Raw genomic sequence first — 22,730 nt, forward strand, 5'->3', positions numbered from 1 at the left:
AAAACTTTGAGGGAGGCGCATCCGCGCAACAGCTGTCCCGCAAGGGATGCCGCTCGCCATTCCCCTCATTGCGCAATGTGCCGCAGTGGATTCCGCCTCTCATCGCGCTAAAAGCCCCTCAGAATTAACCCCGGACGCTGCCCGGTAATCCGGGTTTTGAGCAACATACGTGCAGGCTGGCGATCTCGCGATTTCTGGCCGGTGCGGCAGGCAAGCAAGCGAGGTACCACGATGGCAGAAGCAAGCGCCGCCGATCTCTTTCCTCTTGGCGAAGACACCACCCCTTACCGCAAACTAACCTCCGACCATGTTTCGGTCGATACGTTCAAGGGTCAGGAAATTCTGACCGTCGACCCGGAAGGTCTGCGTCTTCTGTCCGAGGCGGCATTTGCCGACATCAACCATCTGCTGCGTCCCGGCCATTTGCAGCAGCTTGCCAAAATCATGGAAGACCCGGAAGCGACCGACAATGATCGCTTCGTCGCCTATGATCTTCTGAAAAACGCGAATATCGCCGCAGGCGGCGTCCTGCCGATGTGTCAGGATACCGGCACCGCGATCATCATGGGCAAGAAGGGCCGTCGCGTCTGGACAGAAGGCGGCGATGCCGATGCGCTCGGCAGCGGCGTGCTCGACGCCTATAACAAGAAGAACCTGCGTTATTCGCAGCTGGCGCCGCTGTCGATGTTCGAAGAGAAGAACACCAAGAACAACCTGCCTGCGCAGATCGACATTTATGAAGAAGGCGAAGACGCCTACAAGTTCCTCTTCGTGGCAAAGGGTGGCGGCTCAGCCAACAAGACGTTCCTTTATCAGGGCACGCCTTCGCTGTTGACCCATGACCGGATGATCGACTTCCTCAAGGACAAGATCCTGAGCCTCGGCACGGCGGCCTGCCCGCCTTACCATCTCGCTATCGTCATCGGCGGCACGTCAGCCGAGATGAACCTCAAGACGGTCAAGCTCGCCTCGACGCGTTATCTCGACAGCCTCCCGACGGCGGGTTCGGAAACTGGCCATGCGTTCCGCGATCTGGAAATGGAAGCCGAAATCCACAAGCTGACCCAGTCACTGGGCGTCGGCGCGCAGTTCGGCGGCAAATATTTCTGCCATGACGTGCGCGTCATCCGTCTGCCGCGCCATGGCGCATCGCTGCCGATCGGTATCGGCGTGTCCTGCTCGGCAGACCGTCAGGCCAAAGGCAAGATCACCAAGGAAGGCATCTTTCTGGAACAGCTGGAGACCAATCCCGCGCAATACATGCCGGATATCGACGAAGAAAAGCTCTCCTCGCATGTGGTGAAGATCGACCTCAACCAGCCGATGGCCGAAATCTTGAAGGAGCTGTCCAAGCATCCCGTCAAGACACAGCTTTCGCTGACTGGCCCGATTATCGTCGCCCGCGATCTGGCACATGCGAAAATTCGCGAACGGCTGGAAAACGGCGAATCCATGCCGGATTATTTCAAGAACCACCCGATTTATTATGCCGGTCCGGCCAAGACTCCCGCTGGTTATGCATCGGGTTCGTTCGGCCCGACGACGGCTGGGCGCATGGATTCCTATGTCGACCAGTTCCAGTCGTTTGGCGGCTCCATGGTGATGCTCGCCAAGGGTAACCGTTCGCGTCAGGTGCGCGAAGCCTGCGGAAGCCATGGCGGTTTCTATCTCGGCTCCATTGGTGGTCCCGCCGCCCGTCTGGCGCAGGACTGCATCAAGAAAGTGGAAGTGGTCGAGTATCCAGAACTCGGCATGGAAGCCATCTGGCGCATCGAAGTGGAAGATTTCCCAGCTTTCATCGTCATCGACGACAAGGGCAATGATTTCTTCAAGGAACTCAACCTGGGTTGATCTGGCCCGATTGATCTCCGAAACGAATAAGGGCGGCTTCCAGAGCCGCCCTTTTTGTATCAGGCATTCGCACCGCCATCGGCAGTTAGCGTAGCACCCGTAACGAAGCGCGACTCTGGACCGGCAAGCCATGCCACCAAGCTTGCAATATCATCCGGCGAGCCATAGCTGCCGGTCGCAATGCGCTCCAGCTGCGGACCGGAGTGATCGCCGTCAGCAGGATTCATATCCGTATTGGTAGACCCCGGCTGCACGACATTCACCGTAACGCCCTTGGGGCCAAGATCGCGGGCAAGCCCCTTCGTCAGACCAATGAGCGCCGACTTGCTGGCGGCATAGAGGCTGATCCCCGGCCATGCGACAAGGTCCGCCAGATTGGAGCCAATGGTGACGATACGCCCGCCCTCGCCCAGATGCGGCGCAGCCGCTATAACAGCGGCGAAAACAGCTCGGAAATTGACCGCCATCACCTCATCGAAATCCGCAATCGTCGTCTCACCCAGCGGAGCAGCGCGCCAGATGCCAGCGCTGTTGACCAGAATATCCAGCCGTCCCAGCTCTTTGACCGCCGCTGCAATCGCGGCGGCAATTTCATCCGCATGACGATTATCCGCCTTGAACGCGACTGCCCGGCCGCCTTCGGCGGCAATCTCGGACACGACCGCTTCGGCTTTTTCCCTGGAACTCACATAGGTGATGGCGACGATGGCACCGTCCTTGGCCAGCCGTCGCGCAATCGCGGCACCAATGCCGCGGCTGCCGCCGGTTACGAAGGCCACCTTCCCATTCAAAGGTTTTCCCGACATGAAATATCCTTTCTGTAACGATTGATACATAAAAGGTGTCAGGCTTGTCGAATGACGTCAAGTGGATTATTTAACGATCAATACAAAAAGGAGATAGCCGTGTCGGAACGCGGAAGACCTCGCAACTTTGACCGAGAAAAAGCATTGCGCGCAGCAATGTATGTTTTCTGGGAAAAGGGCTTTGACGGCGCATCACTGTCAGACCTGACAGCCGCCATGGGCATCAATGCGCCGAGCCTCTATGCCGCCTTCGGCAGCAAGGAGGGGCTTTATATGCATGCCTTGTCGCTCTATTCGAGCGAAGTCGGCACAGATATCTGGACGCAACTGGAAGAAACATCGGACGTAAAGCAGGCATTCGAGCGCTTTTTGCTGGTGAGTGCCGAGACTTTCTCGGTCACCGACAAGCCGCGCGGATGCCTGATCGCGCTGGATGCGCTGTACCGCACCCAGTCCAGCCAGAATGTCTGCAATGAACTAAAGGCGCGTCGCAACGGGAATATCAACGTGCTGCGCGCCCGCCTTCAACGCAGTGTCGAGGAAGGCTCCTTGCCCGCGACCATCGACACGGACGCTATCGCCACCTTTTACGCGACGGTACAGAACGGTATGTCCATCCTGGCGCGCGATGGTGGCAGCGTGGAAAGTCTTGTCGCCACGGCGCATGGCGCGATGGCGGCGTGGGACAGGCTCACCGCGGCCTGATTGGTTACGGGCCGCTTATGCCACGGCGCGCAGGGGCACTGGACCGCTCACGTAATCCGCGATTTTGTCGGCCACATCCGTGCTGGCGATGATCCGCCGGTGGCCAAGACCGTCAGCCCAGTGCAGACGGACATGCGGCCCCGCTTTCGCTGCCATTTCCGCACAGCGCGCTGGCACTTCCTTGTCGTCGCGTGCGTGAATAACCAGCGTCGGGATCAACAATCGGCGCAGATGCGCATCGGTATCGAAATCATGGATCGGGCGCGCGGCGATTTGCTGGACCGTGTCCTTCATCGCCTGACGCACATCGGCGTTCAGGCGAAGCACCTTTCCGAATCCGTCGAAAACACCCTCCATCGAATGCGGTGACGCAATCGTGACCAGCTTGGCGGGACGCCGCTCACGATAACAACCAAGCGGCCCCGCAGCTGCATTGACGACAACCGCACCGCCGAAGGAATGCCCGACCATGGCGTAGAACGGCCCATACTGACGCCACGCGGCATCCACCGCCGCGATGGCCCGGATGAAATCCAGTTCGCGTCCCGCTGAAGCGCCATGCCCCGGCAGATCGAGAGCGACAACCCGTTCGCCGCGTGCGACCAGCGCGCTGATAATGGCCATCATATCCGCGCTGCGTGAACCCCAGCCATGCACTACCAGCGAGGTACGGGCATTCTGTCGAGCCATCCCTGCTGGCTCGAAAAGATAGGTTGCGACAACGCCCCGATCGATAATCAGGTCAAGCCGCTTTGCCTTGAACAACTCGCGGCTCGTCTGACGCAGCCTTTCCGCATAGGCTTTTGTTTGGGGCTTACGGCTCGGTGTGCGACAGAAAATCCTGAATGCCGCGCGGCCGGCACGTTCCGGTGCGATGCGCCCAAGCACACCCAGACCGAATCGCGTAACCTGTAGGGATAACGTCGCCATAACGGGGCCTCAATCATGTTCAATCCTGAACAAATAATTGTACAAGAATGAACAAAATGCAAGACAAGAATCAAAAGCTGCCGTGGGATAATCCGCGCTTTAAAAACTGGATTGCGGTTGCGAGAGCCGGCAAAGCGGTTGAACGCGCGCTGGCGCAGGGACTGGCACCCTTCGATCTCAAGATCGCCGACCTCGATGTGCTGATGAATATTTATCGCCACCCCGGCGAATCGCAGCACGATCTCGCGCGCCGGATTTTGGTCGGACGCTCGAACATCACGATGTTGCTGCCGAAACTGGAGAATCGGGGATTGCTAATGCGCACCGGCGATCCGGTAGACAAACGCATCATTCGCCTTACTCTCACGCCGGACGGCGAAAAGCTGCTCGGTGAAGCGCTTTTAGTCTATACCGATCTGATCGACCGCGTCATGGCGCAATCGACCGCAGCGCAATGCAATGCGATGGGCAACATGATGCGGCGTATCGCGGATATGCTGGAAAAGGATTAAGCTCGATTAGCGGTCGCGCTTGAGCCCTTTTTCGGCCAGCTCGTCGAGATAAGTCTGCCACAGCGTCTCCTTATCGGTGCCGAGCTTATGCAGATAGGTCCAGGAAAACAGGCCGGTGTCGTGCATGTCGTCAAAGGTTATGCGCACCGCATAATTGCCGACCGGCTCGACCTTGATGATTTCGACGTTGCGCTTGCCGCCAACCGTAATGCGTTGTTCGGGAGAATGGCCCTGCACTTCTGCCGACGGAGAAAGCACGCGCAACAGCTCGGCTGTTAGTTCAAATCGCTCTCCGTTGTCGAAAGCCACCGTCAGCAATTTGCGGTCGCTGGAAACGCGCAGTTCGGTCGGCCAAACGTCGCTCATCACTTTTCTCCATATTGAGCTTGCTCCGTCATCGTCGAAGCTTGCTTGTGATAGGCCGCATGTCAAATTACCGCAAGGGTATTGAAACTGCTTCAGCCGCGCAAAACTGGACAATGCGTGGCGGAAGCCTTATCTCATAAGAACGGGTCGATACTGCGTCGCACCTCATGGAAACAATGGCTTCACAGATGAAAACCTTGCAGGCACAGCCCCTTGTTTCTCCAACCGGACCGATGATCGATCCTTTCGGGCGGATGGTCAGCTATCTGCGTGTTTCGGTGACGGATCGTTGCGACTTCCGCTGCACCTATTGCATGGCGGAACATATGACCTTTCTTCCCAAGAAGGATCTGCTGACGCTTGAAGAGCTGGAACGGCTTTGCACCGTGTTCATCGACAAGGGCGTGCGCAAGCTGCGGCTCACCGGCGGCGAACCGCTGGTGCGCAAGAACATCATGCATCTGATCCGCGGGCTTTCGCGCCATCTGGCATCCGGAGCGCTGGATGAACTGACGCTGACCACCAACGGCTCGCAGCTTGCGCGCTTTGCCCATGAACTGGCCGATTGCGGCATGAAGCGCATCAATGTCTCGCTCGATACGCTGAACCCTGACAAGTTTCACGAAATAACCCGCTGGGGTGATCTCGCACGTGTGCTAGAAGGCATCGATGCCGCCCAGAAGGCCGGTATTCGTGTGAAGATCAATGCCGTGGCGCTCAAAGATTTCAACGAGCTCGAAATCCCCGAGCTGATCCGCTGGGCTCATGGTCGCGATATGGACCTGACGCTCATCGAAACCATGCCGATGGGCGAAATCGAATTCGACCGCACCGATCAGTATCTGCCGCTGTCGCAGGTGCGTAATGATCTGTCACGTCAGTTCACGCTGACCGATATTCCGTACCGGACGGGCGGCCCTGCCCGCTATGTCACGATCGAGGAAACTGGCGGTCGCCTCGGCTTCATCACACCTCTGACGCATAATTTCTGCGAAAGCTGCAACCGCGTCCGCCTCACCTGCACAGGCATGCTTTATATGTGCCTCGGCCAGAATGACGATGCCGATCTGCGCAAGGTGCTGCGGGAAAACGACAGCGATACGTTTTTGAGCCGGGCTATCGATGAGGCAATCTCGCGCAAACCCAAGGGCCATGATTTCATCATTGATCGCGATCATAACCGCCCAGCTGTGGCGCGCCACATGAGCCTGACGGGTGGTTAATCCCCGCGCTATACTTTTAGGCGAAAATAATCACAAATAATTGTCGCGCAATAAACTTTAACAAGGTATTGGATTCTAAACTGGATTCTATACCGTGCTGCAGTCAGATAATTTCCGCGCAAGTATTTATATGCTTCTCGCCATGGGCACCTTCACCATCGGGGACAGCATAACCAAATTCCTTCTCACGGAAATGAACAGCGGGCAGTACATGCTGATCCGCGGTTTTTTTGCCACTTCGATGATTGGTTTTTTGGCCTGGCGTCATGGCGCGCTGCGCAATCTTTCTCTGGAGTGGATGACGGTCCTGCGCGTGCTGGGCGAAGTCGTTGCGACAATCACTTACATTGTCTCGCTGGGTCATCTTTCCCAGGCGTTCTGTTCCGCCGTGTTTCAGGCCACACCTTTGGTCGTCACGCTGGGCGCTGCAATCTTTCTCAAGGAAAAAGTTGGCTGGCGGCGCTGGGTCTCCATTCTGGTGGGCTTCGTCGGTGTAATCATCATCATTCGCCCCGGTTCAGCCGGTGCGGCAAGCCTCGGTGCCGTTGGCATTTTGCTGGCGAGTGTCGCTTGCGCGGCCATGCGCGATATTGCAACGCGCCGTGTGCCCGCCCATGTGCCGACATTCTACCTTTCCACGCTTACCGCCGGTGCGATTGCGGTTACCGGCGGCGTATTGACCGTCCCCATGGGCGGTTGGCAGCCTGTCGGCCTTCTTTCCATCGCGACCTTGCTGGGCGCAGCCGTGCTTTTGCTGATCGGATATCACTTTATCATTCTCGCCATGCGTGAGGGCGAAGTGTCCTTCGTGTCCCCGTTCCGCTATTCCAGCCTGCTCTGGGCGATAGGCTTGAGCATTGCAATCTTTGGTGAAGCGCCGGATGCGTATACAATTGCTGGATCTGTTCTGGTCGTCGGAAGCGGCATTTACATGGTCTATCGCGAAAACGCGCTCAAGAAGCGTGAGAAGAACAAAAGCACTCTGGCGTCTATTCCAACCGGCCTCGGACCAAAATGATGACCATCAAGGATGTAGCCGGTGCGATCATCGCGGGCGGATTATCGAGCCGTATGCGCGAAGGCGGAATAGACGGTGACAAATTCCTGCAGGTTTTGGGTGCCGGTTCCGTCATTGGTGAAGTCGCCGCACGGCTGAAACCGCAGGTGAGCGCGCTTTTCATCAATGCCAATGGCGACGCCTCCCGACTGTTCAGCCTCGGCCTACCGGTTGTAGCGGACATTTCCGCATCACATGGCGGTCCGCTGCCCGGCATCCTCACGGCGCTCATCCACGCAAAAAATTCGACATGGCTGCTGACCGCAGCGGCGGACACGCCGTTTCTGCCTGCCGATCTGGGAGAGCGGCTTTTCGAACGTCAACGAGCGACCGGCAAGGACATCGTTCTTGCAAGCTCCGCCGGGCATATTCACCCGATCTTTGGCCTGTGGCGCACGCAGCTGGCGGATCGTCTGAAAGACTGGCTTTCAACCGCAGAGAAAGCCAGTGTTCTCGCTTTCGCACGCGATGTTGAATTTGAAACGGTGGACTTTCCGCTCTTGGCGACCAAGGATGGCGCGGAGAACTATGATCCCTTCTTCAATATCAACCGGCCCGACGACCTTGTCGAAGCCCGGCGATTGCATAGACTGAACGGAGATACGGAATGACACATAAGCTTTTCGGCATTACGGGCTGGAAGAATTCCGGCAAGACCACACTGACCGAAAAGCTCGTGCGCTGCCTGACCGAACGTGGCTATCGCATCGCCACGATCAAGCACGCGCATCATAATTTCGACATCGATCACGAAGGCACCGATTCCTGGCGGCATCGTCAAGCAGGTGCCGCAGAAGTGGCCATCGTTTCGGAGCGCCGCTTCGCCATCATGCATGAAAATCTCGACGGTCCGGAAATCGCCCTGCAAGACATCGCGGACAAGCTTGCGCCGTGCGATTTGATTCTCGTCGAGGGCTATAAGCGCGAGCCGCACAAGAAAATCGAGCTTCGCCGAACGGGCAGCCATGATGGCCCGCCGCTCGCCGAAAACGATCCAAGCATCGTCGCCATTGCAACCGATCATCCACAGTCGGGCTTGAGCCTGCCGGTCTTCGATATCAATATGGTCGATGAAATCGCCGATTTCATCCAAAATGAAATGGCACTTTGAGCAATTCCCTATCGCTTTCCGCCAAAACGTCAGCATTCACTATTTTGCCACGTCTTTCGGCGGAATAGCCTGTGAATTCCACAATAATTATACGCAAAATTATTACGCAACCCATCTTGCCTTCGGGTGAAAAGTGGTGGGAATATCGTGCTCAGATTGGAGGGCGGCGGCGAAGATGCGAAAAAATATTGCGCAGCCTCCGTTGAACCATCTATTGGTAGCCACAGGAGGAATGACTATCAATCGGTAATCCTCAATTTTAAATTGCAATTGCACTACAGATGGCTGAACCAGAACAATAATCAGGGAACCAGCCTGAGTAAACGAGAGGACTAAATATGCGCGTATTGAAGCGTATCGTAGCAGCAGCTTCGGTTGCAACCATTGCAACCATGGCAGGCGGATTGGCCATTGGCGCCGCAAATGCCCAAGAGCCCTTGAAGCTCACCATCGCCACCGAAGGCGCCTACCCCCCCTTCAATTTCATCAAGCCGGACGGCACCCTTTCGGGATTTGACGTCGATATCGCGAAAGCACTTTGCGATGAGATGAAGGCTCAGTGCACGTTCGTCACTCAGGAATGGGATGGCGCAATTCCGGCCCTTCAGGCTGGCAAGTTCGACGCTTTCATCGCTTCCATGTCGATCACCGACGAGCGCAAGAAGCAGGTCGATTTCTCGAACAAATATTACAACACGCCTCCGGGCATCGTCGCTCCGAAAGATAGCGACATCAAGGGCGTGACCAAGGAAGATCTCGCTGGCAAGACGATCGGCGTTCAGGTTTCCACCACCCATGCCAACTACTCGGAAAAGACCTTTACCGACAGCACGATCAAGGCCTACCCGACTGCCGAGGAATACCGCCTCGATCTGGCCAATGGCCGTCTCGACGCCGCCAATGACGACAGCGTAACGCTGGGCGAATGGCTGAAGACGCCGGATGGCGCCTGCTGCAAGATGGTCGGCACCTTCCCGCCGGTTGTTGAAATTCACGGTCCCGGTGCGGGCGTTGCCTTCAAGAAAGGCCGCCCGGAACTGATTGAAAAGTTCAACGCGGCCATCAAGGCGATCCGCGCCAACGGAAAGTACAAGGAAATCAACGATAAGTACTTTGAGTTTGACGCCTACGGCGCCGAAAACTAAGTTGCTTTGAAGAAGTTTGCGCCGGTTTGTGTCACACAAACCGGCGCACATCATTTATGGCAGACCATTCGGTAGAAGCGCTCGAAACAGAGACCGCCGGATTTGGTATCCGCCCAGAAAAAAGAAAAAAGGCGATGGAACATTACGCCACTTTATTGAGTTTCGGCCCCGAAGGTTGGTCGAGGAGCATCGCCTGGGGGCTATTGGTCACTGTCACTCTGGCAATCGCCACTCTGCCCGTTGGCCTCGTTCTCGGATTTCTGGTTGCTTTGGGGAAGCAATCGAGCGAACCATCGATCCGACTGGCCTCGAATATCTACACGACCATTTTCCGCGGCCTTCCAGAACTGCTGACCCTGTTTCTGGTGTATTTCGGCGCTTCGCTCGGCCTACAGAAACTGCTGGCGCTCTTCGGCATCAATGCGAATGTCGAGATCAACGCCTTTGCCGCCGGTATGGTGGCGCTCGGTTTCGTCTTCTCGTCCTATTCGAGTGAAGTCTTCCTGTCCGCTTTCCGTGCCATTCCGCGTGGCCAATATGAAGGCGGTTACGCTGTCGGCCTGTCGCACTGGCAAACCATGCGCAAGGTCATCCTGCCGCAATTGATCCGCATCGCCCTGCCCGGCCTTGCCAATCTGTGGCTGGTGCTGCTGAAGGACACGTCGCTGGTGTCCGTGATCACATTGTCCGACATCATGCGTCAGACATCCATCGCAGCGCGCGTGACCAAGGAGCCGTTTCTGTTCTTCGGCGTCGCCTGCCTGCTCTATCTCGCTCTCGCGATCATCTCGTCCTATTTCATCAACCGCATTGCCCAATGGGCTGATGCGGGCAGCAATCGTTCGCGGGGTGCATGATCATGAGCGAAGCCGTCACTCAAACCAGTGCTGCCGTCATGGCGCCGCCGCCCGTCGTCCGCGAATGGACCCGCGCTCGCATTGCAGGCCACATCTTCGTCGGCATATGGGCTTTGCTCTTCGCTGGGCTCGCCATCTATCTCTACAATGTCTGGCGCATCGATCTCTTCGAAACTTATGGACCGCGCTACTGGTCCGGCCTGCTGATCACCCTGAAACTGGTCGTGGTGTCGATCCTTGTCGGCGCTGCATTGTCGATCCCGATCGCAGCCGCACGCATGTCGAACAATCGCTGGCTGAAAGCCATCGCCTTCGGCTATGTGTATTTCTTCCGCGGCACGCCGCTTCTGGCGCAAACCTTCCTGATCTATTACGGCTTCGGCACTTTCCGGCCTTTCCTAGAAAGCATCGGTCTGTGGGTGTTTTTCCGTGATGCATGGAATTGCGCCATTCTGGCCTTCTCGCTCAATACGGCTGCCTATCAGGCTGAAATCCTGCGCGGCGCGATCCAGAGCGTTGCCATGGGCCAGTGGGAAGGTGCCGCGGCGCTGGGCATTTCCAAGCGCGTGACGTTCTGGAAGGTCATTCTTCCACAGGCGCTGATCGTTGCGCTGCGTCCATACGGCAATGAAATCATCCTGATGATCAAGGGCTCGGCCATTGTGGCCATCATTACGGTTCTCGACCTGATGGGTGAAACGCGCCGCGCCTATTCCCGCACTTTCGATTTCCAGACCTATCTCTGGGCAGCCGTGATCTATCTGCTGATCGTCGAAGCGCTGCGCCACATCTGGGATTATCTCGAACGGAAGCTGACACGGCATCTTGTTCGTTGATTTACCAGATAGACCTTAAATTTAGCCCTCGGCAGCCTTGCAGCTTCCGGGGGCTATCTGTTTAATCAACAATATGTCTTCGCTGCCACGCAGCGCACAGACAATTTCTCAAGCATAGCAATGGGCAATATCATGCTGAAAATCTGGGGTCGCACCAATTCCACCAATGTCAAGAAAGCGCTCTGGATCGCGCAGGAGCTTGGCCTTGATTACGAACAGATCGACGTGGGCGGCCAGTTTGGCGGCCTGGACGACCCGGCCTTCCTCGCGCGCAATCCCAATGGCCTCATTCCGCTTGTCGAAGACGGAGAAACCGTGCTCTGGGAATCGAATGTCATCACGCGTTATCTGGCTGCAACCTATGGCAAAAACAGCCTGTGGATCGAAAACCCGGCCAAGCGGGCGCAAGCGGAAAAATGGATGGATTGGGCGTCCAACACGCTCTACAGCGATTTCAGCAATGTGATGAAGCATATGATCCGCCTGCCGGAAGACAAGCGCGATCCGGCAATCCTGCAACGCGGTCTCGACGGCCTTGCCCGTTCCATGAAGATTGCCAATGACGGTCTCGGCCAAGCGCCGTGGTTCTCCGGAGACGCGTTTGGCATCGGCGACATTCCGATTGGCTGCTATGCCTATGCATGGTTCGAGTTCCCCATCGAACGCCCCTCGCTTCCGCAGCTCGAAAGCTGGTATGAGCGCCTGAAAGAGCGCCCTGCCTACCGTTCGGCTGTGATGACACCCCTCACCTGATCAAACGGTCCACAAACTATCCAGAGGAATGAACGAATGACGACGACTGCAAAAGTAGCCTTTCTCGGGCTGGGCGTGATGGGCTATCCAATGGCAGGACACCTCAGGAACAAGGGTGGCCACGACGTTACGGTTTATAACCGTACGACGGCAAAAGCGGAAAAATGGGCGAAGGAATTCGGCGGCAGTTTCGCCGCCACGCCCGCAGAAGCCGTGCGCGATGCCGATTATGTATTCGCCTGCGTCGGCAATGATGACGATCTGCGTTCGGTAACAATCGGCCCGGACGGCGCTTTCTCGACAATGAAGAAAGACGCGATTTTCATCGACAACACGACTGCCTCTGCCGAAGTCGCACGCGAGCTTTCGGAAGAAGCGCAGAAGCTTGGCGTTCATTTCATCGATGCGCCGGTTTCCGGCGGTCAGGCTGGCGCGGAAAACGGCGTGTTGACCGTGATGGTCGGTTCCAGCGAGCCGGTTTTCGAGCGCGCCAAGCCAATCATCGACGCCTATGCCCGGTCTGTCGGTCTCATGGGTCCTGTCGGTTCGGGACAGTTGGCCAAGATGGTGAACCAGATTTGCATCGCCGGTCTCGTTCAGGGACTGGCCGAGGGCATTCATTTTGGCAAGAAGGCCGGTCTCGATATCGAAAAGCTCATCGCGGTGATTTCCAAGGGCGCTGCCGGTTCGTGGCAGATGGAAAACCGCTCCGCCACGATGAACCAGGGCAAATATGATTTCGGCTTTGCCGTCGACTGGATGCGGAAGGATTTGGGCATCTGCCTTGACGAAGCAGACCGCAATGGCGCGCTTCTGCCCGTCACTGCGCTTGTCGATCAATTCTACAAAGAGGTGCAGAAGATCGGCGGAAATCGCTGGGATACGTCTTCTCTGCTGGCGCGTCTGGAGCAGAAGTGAACATCAACTGAGTTCAGTTCAGGAGAAAAGCCCGGCATTCCCGCCGGGCTTTTTTATATTAGCCGCGTTCAATCAGAATTTGACCATCGCCGTGAGCGACAGCCCGCTGACAAAATCATCGTCGAGTACGCCCTCGGAACCCAGCAGACTGCGCTCACCGTCGGCAAGCGTCGTGTCAACCTTTCCTGAGACCAGCCAACCCGCAGCGCCCGCCAGACGAAACTCGACTTGGTCACTTGGCTTGTAACCGGCGCCAAGGCTGAACAACCAGAGGTCCGTCTGCGTGGTGAGGCCCGTGCTGGTGCCGCGATCCCAGGTCAAAGTCCCGTCGAGAGACCAGTGGTTGTCGAACGTGTGAGCAACACCACCCCTCAAAGTCCAGCCATCCTGATAATAGAGGTTCAGGCTGGTAACTCTGGTGCCGATAGGGAGAACCGCACTGTCAGCCGCAACAAAATCAACCGACGTCACGCTTGACCAGTCCATCCATTCTACCGAGCCAAAAGCCAGCCAACCGGGCGTTATACCCGTCTGAAATTTGAATTCGACGGATTGAGGTGTTGCAACGTCACTGCTCACATCAATCGGTTCGCCGCGCCCGGTGATTGGGTTCAAAATCAGATTATCAACAGTGCCTTCAAGGCCGTACTTGACCGCAGATTGATAAACGATGCTCGCACGGATCGCATATTCAGGAATTTCATAGGCAGCGCCAATTCGCCAGCCAAACGACTGGTCATCTGCATCCAGAGAAGCGGCGCGAAACGGGCTTCCGGGAATGCCGTCAGGATTGCGGGAAAAATGCGGGATCATTCTGGTCTGCTGGCCGCGCAGTTCCTGATAGCTGACGCCACCCAAAATACGGAAATAGCCCATCGCGCCCGCATCAAAACGATAGGCACAGTTCACACCGTAATCGTTCGACGTGATCTTCTGTTCGATCGAGGTGTAAGAGTGAACCGTTTCAATGCCCGCATCGGTGTCGATGCCCCAAGGCTGACGGTATTGCGCAGCACAGGCAATATCGCTGGTCAGATCGAACTTGGCCGAAATCTTCGGCACCCAAAGGCCCTTCGCCTCTTCGATACCTTTTTCGAACGGGCGGCCTGTCGCCGGGTTGATACCGCCATTCGTGTCGCTGGCGACCGAGCCACCGATTTTCGTCAATCGACGCTGGGGAGCCACATAAATCGCCGACGTATCGACCGCGTTTCCCTGTTCGAACAGAATATCGAAATCCTGCGAACTCGTCTCGAAAGCTCCGGCGTGAGCGACGACCGCTCTCCCAAACAGCACTGCCGCGATACAACTGATTTGAAAGCCGCGTCCGCCCATAAATCTCCCCCCAAGAAGCTGTGGCATTAACGAGGACGCAAACGTAAAACGGGAAGAAACGGAGCTGCAATATCCAACCAATAGCGAGTTAATTGTGCGGCCAAAGCGCCCCCCGAGCAAATTGGCTCAGCGACAGAGTTCCAACAAATCCCAAATCAAATTCCGCTAAAACCGCCGTTTTTGGCCTGTTTCCGCCTGCTGCGAATGCGCAATGGCGTGCTTGCGAAACCGAACCGCCGGTTCGATTACTTTAGACGCTTCTGGAATTAAAATTTCCCCGGACCGATCACGCAAAAAGCCCGGCAGCGGGAACTGCCGGGCTGATACATAAAGGGCCGGAACATTGTTAGGATGCTCCGGCCCTTGAGTTATATTTGATCCGATGGATCAGAACTTGACCTTCGCCGTCAGCGAGAGACCGCCGACGAAGTCGTTGCCGAATTCACCCTTGGAACCCAGCAGGTTCCGCGTGCCATTGACGACCGTGTCATCAACTTCACCCGAAGACAGCCAGCCAGCAGCACCGGCGAGACGAACTTCGAACTGGTCGTTCGGCTTGTAATTGGTGCCGAGACCGAACAGCCAGATATCGGTCTGCGATGTGAGACCCGTGCTGGTGCCGCGATCCCAGGTCACCGTTCCTGCAACCGACCACTGGTCATTGAACTTGTGACCGACACCGCCGCTCACGGTCCAGCCGTCCTGATAATAAAGGTTCAGGCTGGTGACCTTAGTACCGCTCGGCAGAACCTTGCTGTCAGATGTGGCAAAATCGACCGATGTGAGCGACGACCAATCGGTCCACTTCACAGAACCAAATGCAAGCCAGTCGGGCGCGATGCCGGTCTGGAATTTGAACTCGAGCGACTGCGGCGTGGAAACTTCGCTGTCCACATTTAGGGACATGCCTCTTCCGGTGATCGGATTGAGAACCAGATTATCGACCGTACCTTCAAGGTCGTATTTGACCTTGGACTGGTAAACGACACTTGCCCGCACCGCATATTCTGGAATTTCATAAGCTGCACCGAGACGCCAGCCTACAGCCTGATCGTCAACATCCAGCGATCCGATACGGGTTGGGCCGGCGGGGATGTTATATGGGTTTCCTCGCGGCATACCCGGAATGGCTTTTGTCTGTTCGCCGCGGAGTTCCTGATAGCTCACACCACCGAGAATGCGGAAATAGCCCTTTTCACCCGCAGTAAAGCGGTAGGAGCAGTTGACGCCGTAGTCATGCGACGAAATTTTCTGTTCTATCGCCGTATAAGCACGGACCGTATCGATGCCGACATCGGTGCTGATACCCCAGGGCTGACGATATTGCGCCGCACAGGCCAGATCGCTCGTCAGGTCGAACTTGGCCGAAAACTTCGGCACCCAGTAGCTCTCCGCCTCGTCAACTTCCGTTTCGAAGGCTCGGCCCGTCAATGGATTGACGCCACCGCTCATCGTGCTGATTGCAGAACCACGAATATTCTTGAGCTTGCGTTGCGGGGCTACGAAAGTTCCCGACGCATCAACGGCGTTTCCCTGCTCAAACAGGATATCAAAATCCTGCGAGCTGCGTTCAAAACCACCTGCATGAGCGACAACCGCACTCCCAAGCAGTACCGCTGCAATTCCCCCAATTTTTAAGCCGCGTCCGCTCATTATGTCCTCCCAGATAGCAACCGGCATTAACGTTGACGCAAACGTAAAACAGGAAGGATTCGACCTGCAATATCCAATCATTCGCGGGCTATGAGCGGCTTCGAAGTCGCTTCTTTCAAAACGCTTAAAATACGGGGCGTTTCTCCATTTGGTGGAAACATTCCGACAAATGTAGACCAGAAATTCGCCCAAATTGCCCCTTTTTCGGCCATATTTCGGCCTTGTTGCGAAAGGGCAACATTTTCAAAAAACAATCGAAACGCCGGTTCGATGCGGTCCAAAGCCCCTTGAAACGCAACTTTTCCGCGACATACCGCACAAAAAACACCCGGCAGTTTTCGCTGCCGGGTGTTGATTCGTGAAAGTCTTACGTTGCGGAACGCGTCAAATCAACCTGCGTCACGGATACGTGACTCAGCTGTCGCAACCCGCTCCGCGGCTTCCTTCAGCTCGACCAAACGCTCGCGTTCGGCTTCAACGACCTCTTCCTTGGCATTGGCCACGAACTTCTCGTTCGACAACTTCTTCTCGATCCGGTCGATATCAGCGGCAATCTTGCCTGCTTCCTTGGCCAGACGTGCAGCTTCAGCCTTGAGATCGATCAGCTTGCCGAGCGGAATGCAGATCGTCGCTTCACCGAGCAGCATCTGCGCTGCCCCCTTCGGAGCCTGCGCTTCGAAGGTCACGCTTTCAACACGGGCCAGACGCTTGATCGCAGCGTCGTGACGTTCAAAACGTTCCGTCGACGTTGCGTTGGCGTCAAGAACGACGACTGGTGCCACAGCACCTGCCGGGACGTTCATTTCCGCGCGCACCGAGCGGATACCGGTGACGAGATCGACCAGCCAGTTGATATCGGCAGCCGCGTCTTCATCCGCGAAGGAAAGCTCCGGCCAGTCGGCCAGTGCCAGAACCGTATCGCGCTTCTTGCCTTCACCAGCCGTCAGCGTCCACAGTTCTTCCGTCATGAACGGCATGAACGGATGCAGCAACTTATAGATCTGATCCAGACAGTAAGCAGCCGTAGCCTGCGCTTCGGCCTTTGCCACTTCATCGTCGCCCATGAAGATCGGCTTGAGCAATTCCAGATACCAGTCGCAGAACTGGTTCCAGACAAAGCGATAGGCCGCACCAGCCGCTTCATTGAAACGGTAATTGGCAATGCCCTCGGTCACGGAACGCGTGGCCTTTGTCAGTTCGGTCAGAATCCAGCGATTGACCGCAAGCCTTGCGTTTTCCGGATGGAAATCCGCGTTGAGCTCAACGCCATTCATCTGCGCAAAACGCGTCGCATTCCAGAGCTTGGTGCCGAAATTGCGGTAGCCCGCGATACGCGCCGGATCGAGCTTAACGTCGCGGCCCTGCGCGGCCATGATGGCCAGCGTGAAACGCAGTGCATCGGCGCCATATTCGTCCATCAATTCCAGCGGGTCGATGACATTGCCCTTGGATTTCGACATCTTCGCGCCGTGCTTGTCACGAACGAGCGCGTGCAGATAGACCGTATGGAACGGGATTTCCTCCATGAAATGGAGGCCCATCATCATCATGCGGGCAACCCAGAAGAACAGAATGTCGAAGCCGGTCACCAGAACGCTGGTCGGGTAATAGGTCGCGAGTTCCGGCGTCTTGTCGGGCCAGCCCAGCGTCGAAAAAGGCCACAAGCCCGATGAGAACCAGGTGTCCAGAACGTCGGTGTCGCGTTCCAGAGCAACGTCTTCGCCATAATGCGCCTTCGCAGCCGCTTTGGCTTCGGCTTCGCTCTTTTCAACGAAACAGGCGCCATCCGGGCCATACCACGCCGGAATCTGGTGTCCCCACCATAGCTGACGCGAAACGCACCACGGCTGAATGTTCTCCATCCAGTCGAAATAGGTCTTTTCCCAGTTTTTAGGCACGATCTGGGTGCGACCGTCGCGAACAGCGGCCATGGCAGGCTTGGCCATTTCGGCTGCGTTCACATACCACTGGTCGGTCAGATAAGGCTCGATCGGCACGCCGCCGCGATCACCATGCGGAACGGCATGGGTGTGATCCTCAACCTTTTCCAAATAGCCGCGCTCGTCCATCAACTCAACGATACGCTTGCGCACCGCAAAGCGATCCTGTCCGTCCAGCTCGGCGATCAGCGCCTTCAGTTCCGGCGTGAGCTGCAGGCCTTCGAGGAAGTCGTTATTGTCTTTCAGCGTGACAGCCGCTGCCGGCGTCAGAATATTGATCGCGCGCAGATCATTGCGCTTGCCGACTTCGAAGTCGTTGAAATCATGCGCAGGCGTGATCTTGACCGCGCCGGAACCAGCTTCCGGATCAGCGTAATCATCAGCGACAATCGGAATATGACGGCCAACGAGCGGCAGAACGACATCATTGCCGACCAGAGCGTGATAGCGCTCATCCTTCGGATTGACCGCAACGCCGGTATCGCCCAGCATGGTTTCCGGACGGGTCGTCGCGACAACAATGTAAGTATGCGGATTTTCTGAATCGAACGGCACATTTTCCAGCGGATAGCGGAAGTGCCAGAGATGCCCTTTCGTCTCACGGGATTCGACTTCAATGTCGGAAATCGCCGTCAGCAGCTTCGGGTCCCAATTGACCAGTCGCTTGTCACGATAGATCAAGCCCTGCTTGTGAAGCGTGACGAAGACTTCCAGAACAGCGCGCGACAGGCCCTCATCCATGGTGAAGCGCTCGCGCGACCAGTCGCACGACGCGCCAAGCCGACGCAGCTGATTGGAGATCATGCCGCCGGATTCTGATTTCCACTGCCAGATACGCTCGATGAACTTCTCGCGGCCCATGACATGGCGGTTCGGCTCCTGCCTCTCGGCCAGCTGACGCTCGACAACCATCTGGGTGGCGATACCGGCATGATCCATGCCCGGCTGCCACAGCACGTTCTTGCCGCGCATGCGCTCAAAACGAACCAGAATGTCCTGAATCGTGTTGTTGAGCGCGTGGCCCATATGCAGCGATCCGGTGACATTCGGCGGAGGAATGACCACGGCAAAAGGATCGGCTCCTGGCTTCGCTCCTGCTCCCGCTTTAAATGCCCCAGCTTCTTCCCAGCGTTCGGCAATTTTCGGCTCTATGGCCGCGGCGTCATAAGTCTTCTCAAGCATGGAATTATCCGGTCTTTTTGCGCAATGAAAGGATTGAGCGCTCAATAACAACAAACGGGTGATAAATCACTTTAAAAGTGAAAACCCGCCTGCGAGACAGACGGGCTTTTGAACTCAAAGGCCGTTTTAGACAGGCAACACGTCGATTATCGGTCGCCGCGCACCACCCGTTCGATTTCTTCACGAACAAGCCGCTCCACAAGGGTGGGCAGATTGTTGTCCAGCCAATCCTGCAACATCGGACGAAGAATCTCTGCAGCGATATCATCAAACGAACGACGCGGTTCCGACCGCACGACGTGGCTCAAATCCTGGAAGGCGGCGGCCACCTGACGTTCTGCCACTTGTGACAGAATATGGGAAGCCGTAGCCGCCTTTGCCAGTGGTTCGGGTGCGGTCGTAGCAGCGGTAGCAACCGGCGTTTCTGAAACTGGTTCCTCGACGGGCGCAGCGCTTGCCTCGACAGGCTCTTCAAGGTCAGGTTCAAGCAGTTCGTCGATGGCTTCGGCGATGCCATCTTCCAATGAGCGATCAAGCGCCTCTATCGAAACATCCTCTTTTGCAGCTTCCGGAGCAGTTGCGGCAGGCGCGTTCGGGGACAGTTCGGCGGCGCGCCGGTCATCGTTCTGGGCGTCGAGAACAATGTCCTCTTCTTCCTCTTCGATTTCCGGTTCCGGTGCGGGCGCGGCTTTGACCGGCGCATCAATCGAGCCGCGCAACACCGGCTCATCTTTTAGAATATCGCGCATCATGACCGGCTTTTCTGCCGCTCTGGAAACCGGAGGTTCTGCAGCGGGCTGTTCCTGCGCAGGCACTGGGCGACGGAACTCTGCCACCTCGCCGCGCAACGGAAAATTCGCCGTGGTGGACACAGGGTGGCGGCTCACATCGCTGTCTTCAATAATGCGCCGGATGGAAGCGAGAATCTCTTCCATGGACGGTTCGCGTGATGCGCTGGATGTCTGTGCCATAGCTGTCCATCTTCCCTATTTCAGAATAGAGCAATGCGCGCGTGTGAGCGACGCAAGGTTCTCCTTCTCTGTTTGGAGCAGCCGTTCCGGCGCGGAAAACCGTTCCGCAGCTTCGCAAGCCGCGTCCTGCAAAGGACAGAGAATCAATGAATTAAGGGTACCGGACGTTCGACGATTTGAGAATCCCCGCAAGAGAGCCAGCCAATTGAACCCACAGCTTTATCATTTTGTTAAGAATTGATCGCCGCCGCTCGCGAATCATCATCAAACAAAAACGGCGCCCGAAGGCGCCGTTTGATCTGAATTCTCGCTGATCAGCGACCGTCCGGCGTGCGCAGGCCGAACCACTTGTCCTTGACGGCCTCGTAATGTTCTTCCGGCTTATATTCAGCCACCTGAAGGCCCATCTGCTTCGAGGTCATGCGGCCGGTCGCGTTGAGAAGCGCATAGCTGGCGACAACCACATCATGCTCCGACTGGACCAGGCTGATTTCGGCAGCAGTCAAATCGTTCTGCGCGTTCAACACGTCGAGCGTGGTGCGCTGACCAACCTTGCGTTCTTCGACCACACCGTCCAGCGCGAGCTGGGCGGCGGCGATACCATCGCGATTTGCCTTGACCGAAGCGCGGGCAGCTTCTAGCTGCGACCATGCCGAACCAATGGCTTCACGAACCTGATCGCGCACAACGTCAACTTCGATGCGCGCCTGACCAAGCTGTTCCTTGGACTGGCGAATCTGCGCCGAGGTGCGGCCACCCGTATAAATTGGAATGGTCACGCCAATACCGACCGAAGCGGAATTGCCGTCACCCACCGTCGAACCGGCATAAGTATCGAGACGGCTGGCGCCAGCCGACAGACCAACGGTTGGCAGCATTGCGCCTTCCTTGGCCTTCACGTTGTAGCCAGCGGCATTCACCGCATATTGCGTTGCAAGAATGCCGGGATGGCCTGCCTGCGCGATTGCGAAAGCCTCGCTCGGCGACTTGGGCAGGTTCTTCGCTGCCGCAGCAGCAGACAGCTTGCCCGGCTGCGCACCAACGATACGGATATAGGTTGCTTCAGCCGACTTGATATTGGCGCGGGCACTATTCAGTTCGGCAACTGCTGTCGAACGGCTGGCTTCAGCCTGCGCAACGTCCGTGCGCGTGCCTTCACCAACATCCAGACGTGCGCGAGCTGCACGCACCTGTTCGTTCATCGCAGCCAGATTCTTCTCGCGAAGCACGGCGATCTGGCGATTCTGATAAACGTCCATATAGGCGACGACAGCGCTATAGAGCGTGTTCTGCTCGTCATTGCGCATATTTTCGCGCTGGGCAAAAACCTGCGTTTCTGCTGCGGCGACATTATTCTTGGTCTGGAAACCGTCGAACAGCATCTGGTTCAGCTGAATGCCGACCGTGCCACTGGTGCGGTAACCGCTCGTCGGCGAACGACTGCGGCTTGCATCATAAGTACCGGTAATCTGCGGGCGATAATTGGACTTGGCGATCGCCACGTTCTCGTCCTGAATGCGCACACCTGCGCGGGACGAGTTGAGCGTGGCGTTATTCTTATAAGCCTTGACCAGTGCACCAGGCAGGGTTTCAGATAAGGCGGACTGCCCCGATAAAACGGTGCCGGCCAACAATGCTGCCGCTGCGACCAGTCCTTTGTATGTTTTAAACACCGGGTACCTCATCTTAAGAACAGCCAATTTCAGTAAATCGAACCAATCAGTTCGGGCAACCTTAAATAACCTTTAAAATCGGTTATTTCCATCGCCCTGCCCAGAGCATGCACAAAGAAATTCCGCAGCGTTGCAGAATTGTACCAATCCCCGAAATTAAAATTCGAACTGTGGAATCCGCTCGAATCCCGGAAGTGGGCGCACCGCAGTGTTGAACGCAATGCGTCCCGATGCAACACCATTTTCTTTAACGTAAATCCGGGCAACCGAGGCATTTCCGCGGCCTTCGACGGCGACGAGGCGTCCGCCTTCCTTAAGCTGCTGGAACAAGGCGTCCGGAACGAAATCCACGCCGCCCTCGATCATGATCACATCGTAAGGTGCTTCCGAAGGATAGCCGGCATGCAGGTCGCCCGACACAATCACAACATTGTCATAGCCGAGTTCGGCAAGACGCGCGGTCGCAGCCGCAGAAAGTGCAGAATCACTCTCCAGTCCGATAACCGAACCGGCCAGATGCGACAGGATCGCCGAGGAATAACCAGTGCCACATCCGATATCCAGCACGACATCGTTCTTGTTCACGTCGGCGAGCTGAACGAGCTTGGCGAAAGGCGACGGCTCCATCAGATAGCGTGGTGCAGAACCTTCGGTCTCAAGCCGCTGGTCTTCGTCAATATAGGCAACAGCCTGACGCACAGTCGGTACGAAAGCTTCCCGCGGTACCGCCAGGAATGCATCGATAACCGCCAGATCGGTTACGTCCGTCGTACGGATCTGATTGTCGACCATCTTTGTGCGAAGATCCTGGAAATCGGCTGCCATAGCCCTCAACCCTTCATTATCGCCTAACGCGATGTTTCATATCACAAAGCACTCCGCAGCGTTGGTTCAAACCCCGCTGCG

22 protein-coding genes are annotated in these 22,730 nt (G+C 56.6%); 12 read left to right on the forward strand and 10 right to left on the reverse strand.

What is annotated here, in order from left to right:
* The first annotated feature begins 231 nt into the window (after window positions 1–231).
* Window positions 232–1,851: a fumarate hydratase gene (locus ABWW11_RS07190; RefSeq protein WP_109369110.1), complete on the forward strand. Its 1,620-nt coding sequence runs from the start codon at window positions 232–234 to the stop codon at window positions 1,849–1,851.
* Window positions 1,852–1,910: 59 nt separating this feature from the next.
* On the opposite strand, the gene ABWW11_RS07195 is transcribed toward ABWW11_RS07190, so the two are convergent.
* On the reverse strand, window positions 1,911–2,657 hold the full coding sequence (locus tag ABWW11_RS07195) for an SDR family oxidoreductase (protein WP_109369111.1): 747 nt from the start codon (window positions 2,655–2,657) through the stop codon (window positions 1,911–1,913).
* A 99-nt stretch (window positions 2,658–2,756) separates the two neighbouring features.
* Here ABWW11_RS07195 and ABWW11_RS07200 point away from each other — a divergent pair, with 99 nt between their 5' ends.
* The gene (locus ABWW11_RS07200) at window positions 2,757–3,362 is read left to right on the forward strand and encodes a TetR/AcrR family transcriptional regulator (RefSeq protein ID WP_109369112.1); all 606 of its coding nucleotides are present in this window, start codon (window positions 2,757–2,759) and stop codon (window positions 3,360–3,362) included.
* 15 nt (window positions 3,363–3,377) lie between these two features.
* On the opposite strand, the gene ABWW11_RS07205 is transcribed toward ABWW11_RS07200, so the two are convergent.
* Entirely contained in the window at window positions 3,378–4,292 is a 915-nt protein-coding gene (locus ABWW11_RS07205) for an alpha/beta fold hydrolase (protein WP_109369113.1), read from the reverse strand.
* Window positions 4,293–4,339: 47 nt separating this feature from the next.
* Here ABWW11_RS07205 and ABWW11_RS07210 point away from each other — a divergent pair, with 47 nt between their 5' ends.
* On the forward strand, window positions 4,340–4,804 hold the full coding sequence (locus ABWW11_RS07210; protein ID WP_121536226.1) for a MarR family winged helix-turn-helix transcriptional regulator: 465 nt from the start codon (window positions 4,340–4,342) through the stop codon (window positions 4,802–4,804).
* Between the two features lie 6 nt (window positions 4,805–4,810).
* On the opposite strand, the gene ABWW11_RS07215 is transcribed toward ABWW11_RS07210, so the two are convergent.
* Window positions 4,811–5,170: a gamma-butyrobetaine hydroxylase family protein gene (locus tag ABWW11_RS07215; protein WP_109369115.1), complete on the reverse strand. Its 360-nt coding sequence runs from the start codon at window positions 5,168–5,170 to the stop codon at window positions 4,811–4,813.
* A gap of 188 nt (window positions 5,171–5,358) precedes the next feature.
* On the opposite strand from ABWW11_RS07215, the gene moaA reads away from it, so the two are divergent.
* The 9 genes from moaA (at window position 5,359) to ABWW11_RS07260 (ending at window position 13,070) form a co-directional block, all read left to right on the forward strand.
* The gene (gene moaA / locus ABWW11_RS07220; protein ID WP_109370240.1) at window positions 5,359–6,393 is read left to right on the forward strand and encodes a GTP 3',8-cyclase MoaA; all 1,035 of its coding nucleotides are present in this window, start codon (window positions 5,359–5,361) and stop codon (window positions 6,391–6,393) included.
* Between the two features lie 130 nt (window positions 6,394–6,523).
* Window positions 6,524–7,411 (forward strand): DMT family transporter, encoded by an 888-nt coding sequence (locus ABWW11_RS07225; protein ID WP_109369116.1) that lies wholly within the window; start codon window positions 6,524–6,526, stop codon window positions 7,409–7,411.
* Complete coding sequence (mobA, locus tag ABWW11_RS07230) at window positions 7,411–8,061, forward strand: molybdenum cofactor guanylyltransferase MobA (protein ID WP_109369117.1); 651 nt, start codon at window positions 7,411–7,413, stop codon at window positions 8,059–8,061. Before ABWW11_RS07225 ends, mobA begins: the two co-directional genes overlap by 1 nt.
* Window positions 8,058–8,561: a molybdopterin-guanine dinucleotide biosynthesis protein B gene (mobB, locus tag ABWW11_RS07235; RefSeq protein WP_109369118.1), complete on the forward strand. Its 504-nt coding sequence runs from the start codon at window positions 8,058–8,060 to the stop codon at window positions 8,559–8,561. The genes mobA and mobB overlap by 4 nt, the downstream gene beginning before the upstream one ends.
* A 338-nt stretch (window positions 8,562–8,899) precedes the next feature.
* A complete protein-coding gene (locus tag ABWW11_RS07240; protein WP_109369119.1) occupies window positions 8,900–9,706 on the forward strand; it encodes an ABC transporter substrate-binding protein in 807 nt (268 codons plus the stop codon).
* A 134-nt stretch (window positions 9,707–9,840) separates the two neighbouring features.
* A complete protein-coding gene (locus ABWW11_RS07245; RefSeq protein WP_109370241.1) occupies window positions 9,841–10,563 on the forward strand; it encodes an ABC transporter permease in 723 nt (240 codons plus the stop codon).
* Window positions 10,564–10,565: 2 nt separating this feature from the next.
* A complete protein-coding gene (locus ABWW11_RS07250; RefSeq protein WP_109370242.1) occupies window positions 10,566–11,399 on the forward strand; it encodes an ABC transporter permease in 834 nt (277 codons plus the stop codon).
* Window positions 11,400–11,531: 132 nt separating this feature from the next.
* A complete protein-coding gene (locus ABWW11_RS07255; RefSeq protein ID WP_109370243.1) occupies window positions 11,532–12,152 on the forward strand; it encodes a glutathione S-transferase family protein in 621 nt (206 codons plus the stop codon).
* Between the two features lie 36 nt (window positions 12,153–12,188).
* Window positions 12,189–13,070 carry an NAD(P)-dependent oxidoreductase gene (locus tag ABWW11_RS07260; protein ID WP_109369120.1) on the forward strand — a complete coding sequence of 294 codons (882 nt, stop codon included), beginning with the start codon at window positions 12,189–12,191 and terminating at the stop codon, window positions 13,068–13,070.
* Window positions 13,071–13,142: 72 nt separating this feature from the next.
* Here ABWW11_RS07260 and ABWW11_RS07265 read toward each other — a convergent pair whose 3' ends face one another.
* The 7 genes from ABWW11_RS07265 to ABWW11_RS07295 all read right to left on the reverse strand — a co-directional run bounded on the left by ABWW11_RS07265 (window position 13,143) and on the right by ABWW11_RS07295 (window position 22,649).
* Window positions 13,143–14,432 (reverse strand): OmpP1/FadL family transporter, encoded by a 1,290-nt coding sequence (locus ABWW11_RS07265; RefSeq protein WP_328589782.1) that lies wholly within the window; start codon window positions 14,430–14,432, stop codon window positions 13,143–13,145.
* Between the two features lie 360 nt (window positions 14,433–14,792).
* Window positions 14,793–15,785: an OmpP1/FadL family transporter gene (locus tag ABWW11_RS07270; RefSeq protein WP_235858883.1), complete on the reverse strand. Its 993-nt coding sequence runs from the start codon at window positions 15,783–15,785 to the stop codon at window positions 14,793–14,795.
* A gap of 350 nt (window positions 15,786–16,135) precedes the next feature.
* Window positions 16,136–16,339, reverse strand: a complete 204-nt coding sequence (locus tag ABWW11_RS07275) for a hypothetical protein (RefSeq protein ID WP_109369123.1) — start codon at window positions 16,337–16,339, stop codon at window positions 16,136–16,138.
* A gap of 108 nt (window positions 16,340–16,447) precedes the next feature.
* On the reverse strand, window positions 16,448–19,180 hold the full coding sequence (locus tag ABWW11_RS07280; protein WP_109369124.1) for a valine--tRNA ligase: 2,733 nt from the start codon (window positions 19,178–19,180) through the stop codon (window positions 16,448–16,450).
* Window positions 19,181–19,326: 146 nt separating this feature from the next.
* Entirely contained in the window at window positions 19,327–20,151 is an 825-nt protein-coding gene (locus tag ABWW11_RS07285; protein ID WP_109369126.1) for a PopZ family protein, read from the reverse strand.
* A 314-nt stretch (window positions 20,152–20,465) separates the two neighbouring features.
* Entirely contained in the window at window positions 20,466–21,836 is a 1,371-nt protein-coding gene (locus tag ABWW11_RS07290) for a TolC family outer membrane protein (protein WP_109369127.1), read from the reverse strand.
* Window positions 21,837–21,980: 144 nt separating this feature from the next.
* Window positions 21,981–22,649 carry a protein-L-isoaspartate O-methyltransferase family protein gene (locus tag ABWW11_RS07295; protein WP_109369128.1) on the reverse strand — a complete coding sequence of 223 codons (669 nt, stop codon included), beginning with the start codon at window positions 22,647–22,649 and terminating at the stop codon, window positions 21,981–21,983.
* Window positions 22,650–22,730 lie beyond the last annotated feature (81 nt).

Origin of the sequence: Brucella sp. NBRC 113783, from assembly GCF_040372265.1 — a bacterium.
Lineage (GTDB): Bacteria > Pseudomonadota > Alphaproteobacteria > Rhizobiales > Rhizobiaceae > Brucella > Brucella teleogrylli.

Excerpts from the sequence above, each read along its gene's own strand:
- ABWW11_RS07280 (WP_109369124.1), bottom strand. The coding sequence starts at position 19,180 with ATGCTTGAGAAGACTTATGACGCCGCGGCCATAGAGCCGAAAATTGCC.
- moaA (WP_109370240.1), top strand. The coding sequence starts at position 5,359 with ATGAAAACCTTGCAGGCACAGCCCCTTGTTTCTCCAACCGGACCGATG.
- ABWW11_RS07260 (WP_109369120.1), top strand. The coding sequence starts at position 12,189 with ATGACGACGACTGCAAAAGTAGCCTTTCTCGGGCTGGGCGTGATGGGC.
- ABWW11_RS07265 (WP_328589782.1), bottom strand. The coding sequence starts at position 14,432 with ATGCCACAGCTTCTTGGGGGGAGATTTATGGGCGGACGCGGCTTTCAA.
- ABWW11_RS07190 (WP_109369110.1), top strand. The coding sequence starts at position 232 with ATGGCAGAAGCAAGCGCCGCCGATCTCTTTCCTCTTGGCGAAGACACC.
- ABWW11_RS07250 (WP_109370242.1), top strand. The coding sequence starts at position 10,566 with ATGAGCGAAGCCGTCACTCAAACCAGTGCTGCCGTCATGGCGCCGCCG.
- ABWW11_RS07195 (WP_109369111.1), bottom strand. The coding sequence starts at position 2,657 with ATGTCGGGAAAACCTTTGAATGGGAAGGTGGCCTTCGTAACCGGCGGC.
- ABWW11_RS07255 (WP_109370243.1), top strand. The coding sequence starts at position 11,532 with ATGCTGAAAATCTGGGGTCGCACCAATTCCACCAATGTCAAGAAAGCG.
- ABWW11_RS07290 (WP_109369127.1), bottom strand. The coding sequence starts at position 21,836 with ATGAGGTACCCGGTGTTTAAAACATACAAAGGACTGGTCGCAGCGGCA.
- ABWW11_RS07225 (WP_109369116.1), top strand. The coding sequence starts at position 6,524 with ATGCTTCTCGCCATGGGCACCTTCACCATCGGGGACAGCATAACCAAA.
- ABWW11_RS07295 (WP_109369128.1), bottom strand. The coding sequence starts at position 22,649 with ATGGCAGCCGATTTCCAGGATCTTCGCACAAAGATGGTCGACAATCAG.
- ABWW11_RS07205 (WP_109369113.1), bottom strand. The coding sequence starts at position 4,292 with ATGGCGACGTTATCCCTACAGGTTACGCGATTCGGTCTGGGTGTGCTT.
- ABWW11_RS07215 (WP_109369115.1), bottom strand. The coding sequence starts at position 5,170 with ATGAGCGACGTTTGGCCGACCGAACTGCGCGTTTCCAGCGACCGCAAA.
- mobB (WP_109369118.1), top strand. The coding sequence starts at position 8,058 with ATGACACATAAGCTTTTCGGCATTACGGGCTGGAAGAATTCCGGCAAG.
- ABWW11_RS07245 (WP_109370241.1), top strand. The coding sequence starts at position 9,841 with ATGGAACATTACGCCACTTTATTGAGTTTCGGCCCCGAAGGTTGGTCG.
- mobA (WP_109369117.1), top strand. The coding sequence starts at position 7,411 with ATGACCATCAAGGATGTAGCCGGTGCGATCATCGCGGGCGGATTATCG.
- ABWW11_RS07285 (WP_109369126.1), bottom strand. The coding sequence starts at position 20,151 with ATGGCACAGACATCCAGCGCATCACGCGAACCGTCCATGGAAGAGATT.
- ABWW11_RS07240 (WP_109369119.1), top strand. The coding sequence starts at position 8,900 with ATGCGCGTATTGAAGCGTATCGTAGCAGCAGCTTCGGTTGCAACCATT.
- ABWW11_RS07210 (WP_121536226.1), top strand. The coding sequence starts at position 4,340 with ATGAACAAAATGCAAGACAAGAATCAAAAGCTGCCGTGGGATAATCCG.